Source organism: uncultured Marinobacter sp., assembly GCF_947488835.1.
Classification (GTDB): Bacteria; Pseudomonadota; Gammaproteobacteria; order Pseudomonadales; family Oleiphilaceae; genus Marinobacter.
In genome coordinates, this window is record NZ_CANLBK010000002.1 from 165844 (window position 1) to 179762 (window position 13919).

General features: G+C 53.0%; 13 protein-coding genes. 6 read left to right on the plus strand and 7 right to left on the minus strand.

Features of this window, described 5'->3' with window-relative positions:
* The first annotated feature begins 10 nt into the window (after window positions 1–10).
* On the plus strand, window positions 11–1579 hold the full coding sequence (locus tag Q0824_RS09750) for an ATP-binding protein (protein WP_298449872.1): 1569 nt from the start codon (window positions 11–13) through the stop codon (window positions 1577–1579).
* A 234-nt stretch (window positions 1580–1813) separates the two neighbouring features.
* On the opposite strand, the gene Q0824_RS09755 is transcribed toward Q0824_RS09750, so the two are convergent.
* On the minus strand, window positions 1814–2887 hold the full coding sequence (locus Q0824_RS09755) for an ABC transporter ATP-binding protein (RefSeq protein ID WP_298449873.1): 1074 nt from the start codon (window positions 2885–2887) through the stop codon (window positions 1814–1816).
* A 5-nt stretch (window positions 2888–2892) separates the two neighbouring features.
* Window positions 2893–3807, minus strand: a complete 915-nt coding sequence (gene argF, locus Q0824_RS09760; protein WP_298449874.1) for an ornithine carbamoyltransferase — start codon at window positions 3805–3807, stop codon at window positions 2893–2895.
* A gap of 244 nt (window positions 3808–4051) precedes the next feature.
* On the opposite strand from argF, the gene grxD reads away from it, so the two are divergent.
* A complete protein-coding gene (gene grxD / locus Q0824_RS09765) occupies window positions 4052–4378 on the plus strand; it encodes a Grx4 family monothiol glutaredoxin (protein ID WP_298449876.1) in 327 nt (108 codons plus the stop codon).
* A 29-nt stretch (window positions 4379–4407) separates the two neighbouring features.
* Here grxD and Q0824_RS09770 read toward each other — a convergent pair whose 3' ends face one another.
* The 5 genes from Q0824_RS09770 to ccsA all read right to left on the minus strand — a co-directional run bounded on the left by Q0824_RS09770 (window position 4408) and on the right by ccsA (window position 10605).
* Window positions 4408–5190: an energy transducer TonB gene (locus Q0824_RS09770; RefSeq protein ID WP_298449878.1), complete on the minus strand. Its 783-nt coding sequence runs from the start codon at window positions 5188–5190 to the stop codon at window positions 4408–4410.
* A gap of 82 nt (window positions 5191–5272) precedes the next feature.
* Window positions 5273–7477, minus strand: coding sequence for a DUF1631 domain-containing protein (locus Q0824_RS09775; RefSeq protein WP_298449880.1), 2205 nt, complete (start codon window positions 7475–7477; stop codon window positions 5273–5275).
* Between the two features lie 201 nt (window positions 7478–7678).
* Window positions 7679–8281 (minus strand): Yip1 family protein, encoded by a 603-nt coding sequence (locus Q0824_RS09780; protein WP_298449882.1) that lies wholly within the window; start codon window positions 8279–8281, stop codon window positions 7679–7681.
* Window positions 8282–8432: 151 nt separating this feature from the next.
* Entirely contained in the window at window positions 8433–9716 is a 1284-nt protein-coding gene (locus Q0824_RS09785) for an HlyC/CorC family transporter (protein WP_298449884.1), read from the minus strand.
* Between the two features lie 82 nt (window positions 9717–9798).
* Window positions 9799–10605 carry a cytochrome c biogenesis protein CcsA gene (ccsA, locus tag Q0824_RS09790; RefSeq protein ID WP_298449886.1) on the minus strand — a complete coding sequence of 269 codons (807 nt, stop codon included), beginning with the start codon at window positions 10603–10605 and terminating at the stop codon, window positions 9799–9801.
* 182 nt (window positions 10606–10787) lie between these two features.
* Between ccsA and ffh the strand changes: the two genes are divergently transcribed.
* From ffh to trmD, 4 genes are all read left to right on the plus strand, one after another.
* Window positions 10788–12176: a signal recognition particle protein gene (ffh, locus tag Q0824_RS09795; protein ID WP_298449889.1), complete on the plus strand. Its 1389-nt coding sequence runs from the start codon at window positions 10788–10790 to the stop codon at window positions 12174–12176.
* A gap of 164 nt (window positions 12177–12340) precedes the next feature.
* Complete coding sequence (gene rpsP / locus Q0824_RS09800) at window positions 12341–12580, plus strand: 30S ribosomal protein S16 (RefSeq protein WP_200361794.1); 240 nt, start codon at window positions 12341–12343, stop codon at window positions 12578–12580.
* Between the two features lie 27 nt (window positions 12581–12607).
* On the plus strand, window positions 12608–13135 hold the full coding sequence (gene rimM, locus Q0824_RS09805; RefSeq protein WP_298449891.1) for a ribosome maturation factor RimM: 528 nt from the start codon (window positions 12608–12610) through the stop codon (window positions 13133–13135).
* Window positions 13136–13138: 3 nt separating this feature from the next.
* Window positions 13139–13885 (plus strand): tRNA (guanosine(37)-N1)-methyltransferase TrmD, encoded by a 747-nt coding sequence (gene trmD, locus Q0824_RS09810; RefSeq protein ID WP_298449893.1) that lies wholly within the window; start codon window positions 13139–13141, stop codon window positions 13883–13885.
* The last annotated feature ends 34 nt before the right edge of the window (window positions 13886–13919 follow it).

Here is a 13919-nt window from a genome sequence, read left to right on the forward strand (position 1 = left end):
GTTCGTTGACATGCCCCTGAAGTTTTTCCTGAAATTATATGCCCGCCTTGCCGGCCTCACAGTGCTGGTGATACTGCTCTGTATTGTTTTGTTTGTCGGTATGAATTCCGTACGCTCCCAATTCTGGCATGAGCGTTTTTCCGATCCTTTAATGCGTTGGCTTGCGTCTTCGCCTGCTCCCGAACAGCAGTACCACTGGCTGGCTTCCCGGTACGATTTTCGGGTGGCCAGCACGGAGGAGATGTCGGACTACCCCGTCGTTCGCGAGCGCCTGGGCTATGGCCAGGTGGTGGCGATTGAAAGTAGCTTGGGTTATCGCTTTTTGGTCACCGGGCTCCATGGTGAAGCGCTGCAATTCAGAGCATCTCAGCCCTATCGCGATATTACTGTAGCATCCGCACAAATTCTGCGGATTCACCTTGATGCGGTGGGTCCGGAAGAGCGAGAAGAAGCGGTCAGGCAGTTGGAAGACGGCTTGAACTTGAGTGTTTTGAGGATTCAAGGATCTTCGGCACTGCCAGATGATGAGGTTCTGGAGCGCGTAGCCAGTCAAGGCTCTGCATTTTATAGCAGCAATGGGGGAGGGCGAGTACTCGTTCAGTTATCTGATGGCGAACTGGTTCAGGCTAGCGTTCCCGCTCCCTTTAATCCGTGGGCATGGCCTGTCATTTTGTTGATGTTGGTAATTTCTGGAAGTGTATTGGCTTTGGCGTTGCTGTTTGTACTTCGGAATCTGGATAGCAATTTGCGCAAAGTGGAATCTGTGGCTGTGCGCATTGCGCGGGGTGAAATGGGAGCCCGTGTAGAGGCAGGGGAAGGTACCATCGTCTCCCGTTTATCTGCAGCGTTTAATGGCATGGCGGAGCACATCCAGCGTCTTGTGAACGTTCAACGTGAGATGATCCATGCGGTCTCCCATGAATTGAGAACCCCTGTTGCCCGTATACGTTTTGGTGTGCAGATGATTGAAGACTGCGAAAGCCAAGAGGCCCGGCAGAAGCAGTTGGATGGGATTGATGGTGATATTCAGGAGTTGGATGAGCTAATTGACGAAATCCTCACCTACGCGCGGCTCGAACAGGGTGGGCCTGTTTTTTCCCTTGAAGAGGCCTCGGTAACCGACATTGTCAGGCAGGTTGTCGCCGAGCAAAAAATTGTGCGCCCAGCTCTGTGTATTGAAGGCGAGATTGATGAATCCACAGAGCTGCTTGCTATGGCAGACGTTGAGCCACGTTATCTCCATCGTGCTGTCCAGAATCTGGTAGGCAACGCAGGGCGCTACGCATCGGGGAAGGTACTTGTTCGCTGTCATATTGATGAAGAGCATTGTCGGGTCGATGTAGAAGACGACGGTCCTGGCATTCCAGAAGATGAGTGGGAAAAGGTTTTTACAGCCTTCGCACGGCTTGATGACAGCCGTACCCGGACCTCTGGTGGGTACGGGCTTGGCCTCTCTATCGTGCGGCGAATTCTTTATTGGCACAACGGGCAGGCATTCGTGAGCCGGAGTGACAGCCTGGGTGGCGCGCGCTTCAGCTTGGTTTGGCCCCGAAGAAAACCACTGGAACAGAACGAGTGAAGAGGGTCGAGAGCCAGCTTCCGGGCTCTCACCAGATGTTACAAAGCGACTACACAAGTACTACTGAACATTTGGGTGGCTGAGGTAATAATTTAAAGCGTAAGGGATGACTTTTGAGGTTGTGGTTCTTACGAACTTTCCTTGTTTCATTCGTCATTTGAGGGTCGGTTTTCCGGCCCTTTTTTTTGCATTTTTTTTGACGAATTCAGTGTTTTTCTCTGCGGTTCCTGTTGGTCAGACTCCACGCTCAAATGCTATCAGGTGGTCAGCTTCTACCCGCACAGGTACGGTTTCGCCCAGGTGGAAATCCAGATGGCTACGGAACAGTGCCTCAAATTCGGTATCTTCAGAGCATCGGAAGCGATAAAGCGTAGAGGTGCCTGCGAAAGTTTTCTCTACAACTTTCGGGCGCAGGTCGGACTCGGCATCGTAGACAATGTCATCAGGGCGGATAAGCACATCTACCAGAGTGCCGGCAGGCCATTTGTAGGCCCGATTGCCGTGAATAATGCCCAATTCGGACTCTATGATGTCTGGCCCCACGGCCTTTCCCGGTATGAACCCGCCTTGTCCCACAAAACTCGCCACAAAGCGGTTTACTGGCTCGTGGTAGAGATTGTACGGCACATCCCACTGCTGGATTTTCCCGCCTTGCAAAACAGCTACCTGATCGCACATGGCGAAGGCTTCTTGCTGATCGTGAGTTACCAGAATGGCGCTGATCCCAAGGGTCTTCAGAATCTCACGAACATCGAGGCTCAGTCTTCGGCGGAGATCGGTGTCCAGGTTGGAGAAAGGCTCGTCGAGCAGAATAAGTGTTGGTTCAGGCGCGAGGGCCCGAGCCAAGGCAACCCGTTGTTGCTGGCCGCCTGACAGCTCGTGAGGATAGTTGTCTGCCAGATCCTGCAGGTGAACCACGTGCAGCAGTTCCATCACTCTGTGGCGCTTCTCGGTTTTATCCAGCCCGCGCAAACCGAATCCTACGTTGTCGGCAATGCTTAAATGCGGAAACAGGGCGTAGTCCTGAAACACCATGCCTATGCGGCGTTTCTCAGGCGCGAGCGTGCGGCCAGGGAGGCTGATAGGTTGGGACTGTAACCGTATCTCGCCGCTGGTCAGTGGAAGAAAACCGGCCAGAGCTCGCAAAATTGTGCTTTTCCCGCAACCGCTAGGCCCGAGCAGGCAGCCGATATCTCCATGGCTGAGCGCGAAATTAACGTCTTTTACAACGGCATCCCCTCCATAGCCACAGGTCAAATTGTCTACTTCAAGCAACCAGGTGTCCGCAGTCGTTATCGGCGCGCTCATAAATCTTAGTCCAGGCGGTTCAAAATCAGGAATTCCAGCAGGGCTTTCTGAGCGTGAAGCCGGTTTTCAGCTTCGTCCCAGATGACGGAACCCGGGTGCTCTATCATATCAGCTGCAATTTCCTCACCGCGATGAGCGGGCAGGCAGTGCATGAGGAGCGCGTCCTTTGCTGCTATGTCCATCAATGCCTTGTTGATCTGGTATTTGCTGAACGCCTTCTCACGGGCCTTCTGCTCGTCTTCCTGACCCATGGATGCCCACACATCGGTGACCAGGAGGTTTGCGTTGCGTGCCGCCTCCTCGGGTTCACGCATTAACGTGATGCGTGAACTGTGGGCCTTTACCAGTTCCGGATCCGGCTCGTAACCCTCGGGGGTTGCCACGTTCAGGTGGAAATCGAACTGGGTGGCGGCATTGATGTAAGAGTGGCACATGTTGTTGCCATCCCCTATCCAGGCCACGGTAGCGCCCCGGATGCTGCCGCGATGCTCGCGATAGGTTTGCATGTCGGCCAGCAGTTGGCACGGATGAAAGTCATCAGTGAGCGCGTTGATAACCGGTGCCCGCGAAGCCCGGGCAAACGTTTCAACGGTTTCGTGGGCGAAGGTGCGGATCATCACCGCATCAACCATGCTGGAGATGACAATGGCAGAGTCCTCTATGGGTTCGCCGCGGCCAAGTTGCGTGTCTCGCGGGGAAAGGAACATCGCAGAGCCCCCCAGCTGAGCCATGCCTGCCTCAAAGGAAACCCGGGTACGGGTTGAGGACTTTTCAAAAATCATCGCCAAAACACGGTTTTTGAGTGAATCCCTGACCTTGCCCTGGCGCCATTCGTTCCGGAGCCTGGTGCCATGATCCACCAGATCTTCCAGTTCGGTTGTGGACATGTCATTCAGTGTCAGAAAATGCCTTACTGCCATGGGGTGGCCCTTACTAGGTGAAGCCCTGGATGAGTATAAGTACTGGTGAAAAAAAACGGGGGGATCAAGTCTAGCCCTTCGCGCGTTTGATGACAACGCTGCGGGTATCAGGCTTGTTCGGTATCAAATTCCACGGTTTGTTGAGTAGCCTGTCCGACGTGTACAATAGGCGCCAGTCAAGGCAGGTGCAACAGCGCAAACCGGCGCGGCAGACTGTTCTGTTTTCAACCAGAGGTGAATGTTCATGGATATTAACGAAACCATTAAAAATCAGCTCGCAGAAAACCCGATTATTCTGTACATGAAAGGCTCTCCTCAAGCGCCGCAGTGTGGCTTTTCTGCTAAAACATCGCAGGCGTTGATGGCCTGTGGCGAGCGCTTTGCGTTTGTGAATATTCTTGATAACCAGGAGCTGCGCGAAGGCCTGAAAGTCTACTCAAGCTGGCCTACCTACCCGCAGCTGTATGTTAACAGCGAGCTGGTTGGCGGTTGTGACATCATTATGGAGATGTCAGAAAATGGCGAACTGGCTACTTTGGTAAAAGGTGCTGCAAAACAGGCTGAGGCCTGATCTCACCTGCCTGAAATGCGGGCCCTCAATTAGAGCCGCGACGGAGAAAACACCAGTTTTACTTCGAAGCGGCTTTTGCTTCTTTGGTCAGGTGGCGGCTCCGGGTAAGGGCTCGCTGAAAGCGCGGCTTGGTAGGCTGCAAGATCTATTTGTTCAATGCCTGTCGATTTGACCACTCTCGCACGTGTTAACGCCCCATTGCTCAGTAGCTGAAGCTCTAATGCCATGGTGCTTGTGTCCGTCAGCTTCCTGATGGCGGGTATCCTCAGTGTTTCAAGTTTCGTTGCCAAATGTGTTGCCAGTTTTATCAGGTAAGGATCCTGTTCGCTGGGCGACAGAGTGATTTTGGTGACGTCTTCTGTTGTTTCCTTGTTTGAAACCTGAGTGCGGGCGCCGGATTTGGACGGTGTACTTGAGGCTGTGGGCATTGTCTCGGTTTGGGTCGAGTCCTTTCTGTTGTTTGGCACGGCAGCTTGTGAGTTGTGGCTGGTAGCGGTTTTCTGATCAGAGTTGGTTGTTGCCAGCTCAGGCGTTGTCAGCCCGGGGTTGTTGACGGGTGGTACCTCAAAGGGCGGGTTGCGAGCCACTGACTTTTCGTTTGGTTGTTGCAGGTTTGTAGACGCGGGTGTTTTCTGGCTGCTATCTACTGCCACCAACTCAAGATTTATTTGGTGTCGGTGCTGTGTGGGCGAATCCGGAAGAATGGCTGGAAATCCAGATAATAGCAGCGTATGAATCAGGAAGGCGGTTGATAAAGCTAGGGCGATCCGATGCTTCGCCGGAAGGCTGTTGTTGCTGCCATGCTCCAGCATTGAACTCAGGTATCTCCTTTACTGCCAGATGATCACTGCGCCAGGCGCCGGACCCGCATGGTAAATGCGGGCCTCGGCCCGGTCAGGCAGTTTTGCTACGAAGGGAGCCGACGACGGCGTCCAGTGCCCGATCGATGAGGGCCCCTTGCTCAAGCCGTGTCATTCTTCCGCGTCGCATTTCGTGGGCAAGGTCCGTGCGGGTTTTTTCGATGACCTTTAGCCCCATACGATTTACAAAGACAAAGCAGTCCGCTTCGTCAATGATGGCGGAAAGCTTGCAGCGGAAGCTTGCACCATTAACCAGCCTGAACTCAACCCAATGACCAATTTCCAGCATATCAATCTGGGCCATGAACTCGGCAATCACCGCATCTTCAGGCTGGGGCTCAGTTTGGTTCTTTGTTTCATCCAGGGTCTCTTCATGAGCGGGTAGCTCTTCGGCTGCCTCCATGTTGGAGCTTGCGCGGAAAGCTTCTGCCAACTCATGCTTGAGTAAACTCATTGTGTCGTCAAGCTTGGTGGCGTTATAGGAAACTTCTTCCAGCCCCGCTCTAAGCGATTTGAGAAGGCCGGGTACCACGCGAACCCACTGATCTCTTTCAGTGTCTTCCTGGTGCGGATGAAGGCACCAGATAAGATCATCAACAACTTTGACGCTTTCTTGCCAGCGATGTTCTACATCGTCCCGCAGGTAAGCGAGGAACATGAATCGGCTCCAGCCATTGATAAGAATGGTATGGACGGATTCCGGGAGGCGGTAGCGCGCTACGCGTTCTTTTATGACCCGGTCGACCATTTCCTGGGCTTTCTGGGATTTGATGCGGCCACGTTCCGATTCACGGGTACGTTGCTCTACCAGAGACGATTTCCGGTTTTCTCTGGCAAGGAACTCCTCAAACTCTTCATTCAGAGTTTCGAAAAGTGCAATATCGCCATCAAATTCGCACAGGATTCGCTGCACAATGCTGTGAATTTTTTCATACAGCTTGTCCCGCGCCTTTTCGTCGCTGTTGCTCCAGCCTATACCCGCACGGGCCAGTCCATTGAGCAGTTTGCGCGCAGGGTGCGTCGTCTTGCTGAAAAAGCTTTTGTCTTTGATAACAACTTTCAGAATCGGAATCTGCAACCGGCTGATCAGAACCTGAACCGGTGCTGACAAGCTGTAATCGTCAAGAATGAACTCAAATAACATGGATACGAGGTTGATCAGATCCTCATCCATTTCCTCCAGCGCAGGCTTTTTGCCGTCGTTTGTTTTGGCTTGGGCCAGGATCTGTTGCACGACGCTAAGGAGATCGATGGTAAGCGGATCGCCTTCGCTGAGGTTAAGCTGAGAGTCTGCCTGGGTATTTAGAGGTAGTGCGGCCAGCAGGCTGATCAGTTCATTGCTACCGACAACCCGTATGTCTGAGCTGTACTGGCGTGATGGTATGCCGGCATTGGCCCTCTGGCGTGCTAGTAACTGATGGATTTGCTCGAAGACGGCGTTGCTGCCCTGGTCGCCACTCGACTGACGATCATGGGGCGCGCCGTTATTCGCGCTCTCGGAAGACGCTTGGCTCTCCGCAGGGCTGCTATGCTGCTGCCCGGTTTTTCCGTGATAGCGGAAATTGGGAATAACCCCTGCTTGAACGAGAATTCTGTTGGCTTCATCCAGAAGCATTCCCAGATTGGAAACAACGTAGCGGTCGAACTGCTTAAGCAGAATCAATCGTTCCCGGATTTGAATTTCCAGAGCCTGAATCGCTTCAGTAAATGCGCTGCAAAGATGTTCCGGGGCCATGGGGTTGACCGGGGACTCGTCAGAAGCGCCGTCATAGACATGACTAAAGCGAGTCTGAAGCTGGATGAGCGGCCCCTGGAAGTGCGCTTTAGCTTTGGTGATCATGGCAGTCAGAGCTACTTGCTCTTCAAGGTCGTCGTTGCCCACCAGTGCCAGATTGTCTGCGTTTGCTTGCCGTCCCAGAGTGTCTTCGTGCAGTTGAATAGTATGGGGGGGATTTGCAAAAAATTGCGCAACGGTATTCTGGAAGTGGCGCTCTACGCCTTTGCGCTTGATGCGGATTTCCCGCATGGCTTCAAAATAACGGTTCTGCTCGTTGTTGCTGCGGGCATTGTTTGCCAGTTCGAACAGCGAATCATCAACGGCATCAAACGCGCCCTGCAATAGATCTCCGAGCCCGGCGACAACTGTGTCGCGGATGCGGGTGACCTCCACAGGAACCGGCTCGCTGCTTCCCGCTTCCCTGTGCTCGCGGAGGTAATGTATGCCGGACTGCTTGTCCATGGCCGACTCCTGTTTGCGGCTCAACCGGGTACATGACCGAGTTAGACTATCTGTTTTTTAGTTATGGGCTAAATTTACCGCATTTTCCGCTTGGTTAACATGAATAAAATCTAACCAAAGCGCTTATCTGAAAAAAAGGGTGTCCCAATGGAGCACCCTTGGTAGTTTCTTCGACATGAAGGTGTGGGGTGAGCCTGACCCTCAGCTTACATACACCGGACCAATGCCGACGCTCCAGATCACCACACTGATGGCAAGAAGGGCGACAAACATGACCAGCCCAACCGTCAGCACCGCTGTGGCAAACATGAATCCACGGTCTTCAGGGATTTTCATGAGTATGGGGAGGCCTTCATAAAGAAGGTACACCGCATACGCAATGGCAACGAGTCCTGCCAGCATGTTTACCCAGATATTGGGGTAGGCCGCTATAACGCCGATCAGGAACATAGGGGTGGCGGTATAAGCCGCCATCGCCACGCCTCTCGGCACTCTATCTACCGCATCGTAGGTTGCTGCAAAAAAATCAATGAATTTTCCGAGAATGAATATGCCTGCCAGCATGGCGGCATAGAACAGAACGGACAGGCTTAGCGCGCTGTTTATGGACAGGCGTGTGACTTGTCCGTCACCAATCTGCCAGCCTACCTGGGTGGTTCCAAAGAACCCGGCCAAGGCGGGAATAAGAGCGAGAAGTAGCACGTGCCCTAGATAAAGTTGGGAAATGGACTCGGAATCGTTCCGAATGGCTTTCCATTGCTGATCGGGGTGGGTCAGAAGACCAAAAGTGTTCGACAAGCTCATGGACAAACTCCTTAGCATTATTATTGTTCGGTGTTCCTAATGAGTGTTGGCGGTAGATTGATATGCGTCAAGGAGCTGGTTACATTTTGATCTTTCAAGAAAGAGCTTCGCTATAACTGGAACGTCTATAGCGAAGTGGAATCAGGCTGGGTTAAACGATGGAAAGTGCGCGTTTTTTGCGCTTCTTTGGGTGCACAATTGCGGCCTTCACAACGTTGTCCTTGATCTGGAGAACCTCTACCCGGTGGCCGTCTACCTTTAGGCAAACGTTGGTGTCCGGGATGTTTTCAAGGGTTTCAGTGATCAGGCCGTTGAGGGTTTTCGGGCCGTCTGTGGGTAGTTTCCAGCCCAGGGATTTGTTGATTGTGCGTACGGATGCGGTGCCGTCAATAATAAACGTGCCGTCGTCCTGGGGGATGATATCTGGGCTGGCTGCAGCGTAATCCGTTGTGAATTCGCCAACGATCTCTTCCAGAATGTCCTCAAGGGTAGCGAGTCCAAGTACATCGCCATACTCATCGACCACAATGCCAAACCGGCGCTTTCCTTTCTGAAAGTTGATGAGCTGTGTATTCAGTGGCGTGCTTTCAGGAACGAAGTAGGGCTCTTGGCAAAGCTGCATGATCATGGGTTTGCTGATCTCGTCTTGCTGGAGCAGTTTCGTTGCGCTGCGCAGGTGCAGGATGCCCTGAATATTGTTGATGTCGCCGTTGAACACCGGCAGCCGAGTGTGTTGGCTATTTCTCAACTGGCGCAAAATGGTATCGGTGTCATCATCCAGATCGATGCCGGAAACTTCGTTGCGGGGCACCATGATGTCGTTCACAGTTACTTTTTCGAGATCGAGGATGCTGACCAGCATGTCCTTGTGTTTGGTCGGGATGAGGGCGCCAGCTTCGTTTACCAGGGTCCTGAGTTCTTCACGGCTCAGGTGATCGCTGGCAGAGTCGCTTGGAGAAATTCTGAGGATCCAGAGTATCGCACCGGTAAACAGGTTTACCGCCCATACGATCGGATAAAGGACTTTTAGCAGAGGCCCGAGAATATAGCTCGCGGGGAAGGCTATTTTTTCCGGGAACAGGGATGCCAGAGTCTTCGGGGTGACCTCGGCAAAAATCAGTATGACGATGGTCAGTAGTAGCGTGGCGATGGCAATGCCGGCATCGCCCCAGATGCGGATAGCTATAACCGTGGCTATGGAAGACGCCAGGATGTTGACGAAGTTGTTGCCAATCAGAATGATGCCGATCAGCTGGTCGGTGCGCTTCAATAATCCCTGTGCCCGCTTGGCGCCTTTGTGGCCGGTTTTGGCCATATGTTTGAGGCGATACCGGTTAAGAGACATCATTCCGGTTTCAGAGCTGGAAAAGAATGCCGACAGCATGATCAGCCCGACGAGAATAATCGACAGCGCAGTAAGCGATGTACCGTCCAAACCAGAGGTGTCCTTATATTGCTGACAAGTAGCGAAAATAGGTTGTGATTGTGCTTGGTGTCAAGAGGTTGTGAGCCAGATATCAGCCGCCTCTCTGGAACACCAGCTCGAGGGCGAATTTGCTGCCATAAAAGGCCACCATTAGGAGGGCGCAGCCGGCTAATGTCCAGCGGCTTGCTGTCATTCCTCGCCAGCCTTTGGTATAGCGGCCCACGAGCAGAGCTATAAAGACCAGCAGCGAAAGTATGGAGAATACCGTTTTATGGGCCAGATTTTGGGCAAAAAGATTTTCTATGAACACGGCCCCGGTGATGATGGCCAGGGTTAGCATGACAACACCTGCCCAGACCATTTCGAAAAGTAGCGATTCCATGGTTTGGAGGGGGGGCAAGTTGCGTATCAACGGGCTGTTATAGTTTTGTTTGAGCTGCCGGTTCTGAAAGTAAAGTAAGATTGCTTGTATAGCCGCGAGAGAAAACAGGCTGTAGGCTGTGACGGACAGTGCAATGTGAGACAGTACGCCGTAGCTTTCATCAGATACCAGTCGCGACGGCGTATGCGTAATCAGGGTCATTATGATGGTGAGCGCTGCCAGTGGGTAAACGCCGAGGAACAGGCTTTGAACAGGCTTCCTCAAATTCAGGCCCAGCAGTAAGAACACGATTAACCAAGAGATCAGCACCGAGCTTTTAAAGAAACCCAGATCGACACCGCCATCATGGTAGAGGGTCTGCGAGATCAAAAGCCCGTGAGACGTTAGCGCCAGCATGCCGATAAGGGTAGTTATCGCTATATTGCTGTGCACGCGACCACGGAAGTGGAGCGCCTGCAGAGCGGTACCGACGCTGTACAGAAAAAGAGAGGTGACCGCGAGAATCAGCGTTCCCATAACTTCCTTTATTAACCACTGTGCTGGCTGGGGATCGACAGATGTGGCTGTCGATTTGACCGGGTTGGTCGTTTCAGAGCGATAGTCTGGTTATAATGTCGCGATTATGCAACAGGAATCAAGGAGCCGAAGCTGGCTCTGAGGTTTGTGCACTCAATTTATCCGGGGAACGGAAGAGCAACATGTTTGAGAACCTCCAAGACCGACTTTCCGGTAGCCTGCGCAAGATTTCCGGTCAGGCGCGGCTCACCGAAGACAATATTAAGGACACTCTCCGGGAAGTGCGTATGGCACTGCTGGAGGCAGACGTCGCCCTGCCGGTGGTGAAGGACTTTGTTGAGGGTGTCCGTCAGCGCGCTATCGGGCAAGAAGTTCAGCGCAGCCTTTCCCCGGGCCAAGTCTTCATCAAGGTTGTTCAGCAGGAGCTGGAGCGAGTCATGGGCGAGGGGAATGAAACCCTCAATCTTGCCGTTCAACCTCCCGCTGTGATCATGATGGCTGGTCTTCAGGGTGCTGGTAAAACCACCACGGTTGCAAAGTTGTCGCGTTTCCTTAAAGAGCGCCACAAAAAGACCGTCATGGTGGTGAGTGCTGACGTCTACCGGCCGGCTGCGATCAAGCAGTTGGAGACGTTGGCCGGTGAAGTGGGTGTTGAGTTTTTCCCCAGTACCGCCGATCAAGACCCTGTTGCCATTGCGGAAGGTGCGGTAGCAGCTGCCCGCAAGAAGCATATCGATGTGGTTATTCTCGATACTGCGGGCCGCCTGCACGTTGATGAGCAGATGATGGGTGAGATTGGTCGCCTGCATAAGTCTGTTAAGCCGGTAGAAACCTTGTTCGTGGTTGATGCCATGACGGGGCAAGACGCCGCCAATACGGCCAAGGCATTTAACGATGCCCTGCCACTGACTGGTGTGGTGCTAACCAAAACCGACGGCGACGCTCGCGGTGGTGCAGCGCTTTCGGTCAGGCATATTACGGGCAAGCCAATCAAGTTTCTGGGTGTTGGTGAAAAGTCGGATGCCCTGGAGCCGTTCTATCCGGATCGGGTTGCCTCCCGGATTTTGGGTATGGGCGATGTGCTCTCTCTTATTGAGGAAGCCGAGCGCAAGCTCGATCAGAAGAAAGCAGAGAAGCTCACCAAAAAGATCAAGAAAGGCAAAAGTTTTGATCTGGAAGATTTTCGCGACCAGCTGCAGCAAATGAAGAATATGGGTGGAATCGGTGGCTTGATGGATAAGTTGCCGGGCATGGGGCAGATGGCTCAAGCGGCGCAGCAACAGGTTAACGATAAGTCGATGGGGCAGCTGGAAGCGATCATTTGTTCGATGACTCCGAAAGAGCGTCGCTATCCGGACGTGATCAACAACTCCCGCAAGCGTCGCATTGCCGCCGGCTCGGGAACGCAGATACAAGATGTGAATCGTCTGCTCAAGCAGCACAAGCAGATGCAAAAAATGATGAAAAAGTTTAGCAAAAAGGGCGGGATGGCGAATATGATGCGCGGTCTTGGTGGTATGATGCCGCCGGGCGGTGGTGGCGGTGGAATGCCTCCGTTTGGTCGTATGTAAAAAGCCTTACATCGAAAACATGCAAACAGTCAGTTTGCCTGTTTTCTTTGGCGCTTATTTAGCATAGAATAGCGCCCCTTTCGAGTATGGGTCTCCGCGTCAGCCACTCTAGTGGTCGACGTGAAACGTACAAAGTTCGTATAACAGAACAGGATATTGGTTAAATGGTAACAATCCGTTTGGCTCGCGGCGGCTCTAAGAAGCGCCCGTTCTATCATCTGACAGTCACTGACAGCCGTAATTCACGTGACGGCGCTTTCATTGAGCGCGTTGGCTTTTTCAACCCGATCGCACGCGGTCAGGAAGAGCGTCTGCGTGTTGATCGCGACCGTGTAAACTACTGGGTTGGCCAGGGTGCACAGACCAGCGATCGCGTTGCACAGCTGCTTAAGACTGCTGAGTAAGCTTTTACTGACTACCGAGGTTGTTGTATGACGCAGAATTCGCAGGAAACTGTGATCGGTCGGATTACCTCGGTATTTGGGGTTAAGGGGTGGCTTAAGGTTTATTCCTTTACCGACCCGATTGACGGAATACTTGGCTATACCAACTGGGTTCTTGATCTGGACGGTAAGCGTATTCCGGCAAAGCTTGAGGAAGGTCGCCGGCAAGGCAAGGCGATCGTTGTCAGGCTTAAAGGTATTAGTGATCGTGATCTGGCGCGGACATATTGTGGTGCCGAGGTTAAAGTACCCACGGCTGAGTTGCCGGAACTTCCAGAAGGGGAGTTTTATTGGCGCCAGTTACAAGGGCTTGACGTGTTCACGGTTGAAGGTGAGTGCCTCGGACGGGTGGATCACCTCATTGAAACCGGCTCCAATGATGTTTTGGTGGTGCATGCAACAGCGGGCTCCATCGATCAGCGTGAGCGCCTGATTCCTTATCTTCCTGACCAAGTTGTTCGGGAAGTTAATTTAGTAGAGCGCAAACTGATCGCAGACTGGGATTCGGAGTTCTGACGGGTGTGGATTGGCGCAGTCAGTCTGTTTCCGGAGATGTTCCAGGCGGTAACGGAATACGGGATAACGAGCAGGGCGGTGCGCGATGGTCTTTTGACCTTCGAGAGCTGGAATCCTCGCGACTTTACCCAGGATCGGCACCGCACCGTTGACGACCGTCCCTACGGTGGTGGCCCTGGAATGCTGATGAAAATTCAGCCGCTCAGGGAGGCCATTCACGCAGCGCGGAAAGCGGCACCAGGCAAAGCCTGTGTGGTTTATCTTTCGCCCCAGGGTGAAACGCTGAGCCAGGCTGTTGTTGAGTCACTTGCTGCAGAAGAGCGGTTGATTCTGGTGGCAGGGCGTTATGAGGGTGTTGATGAGCGCCTGATAGCGACAGAAGTCGACCGGGAAATATCACTGGGAGATTTTGTGCTCTCCGGTGGTGAACTGGCAGCGATGACTGTTATTGATGCGGTTACACGCCTCATCCCCGGAGCGCTGGGTCATGCGCAGTCAGCAGAGCAGGATTCTTTTGCTGACGGTTTGCTGGATTGTCCGCACTACACCCGGCCCGAAGTTTACGAAGGTCAGGCGGTGCCGGATATTTTGTTGGGCGGTCACCATGATCAGATCCGGCGTTGGCGGCTTAAACAGTCGCTGAGGCGAACCCGGGAACGACGCCCCGATCTGCTTGAAAAGCGGGTGCTTACGGATGAAGAGCGTGAGTTGCTGGGTGAGATTTTAAACGAACCGTGTGCCTCTGAATAATCAGGGCATTAAAAGATTGGGTATCAGGAGCATT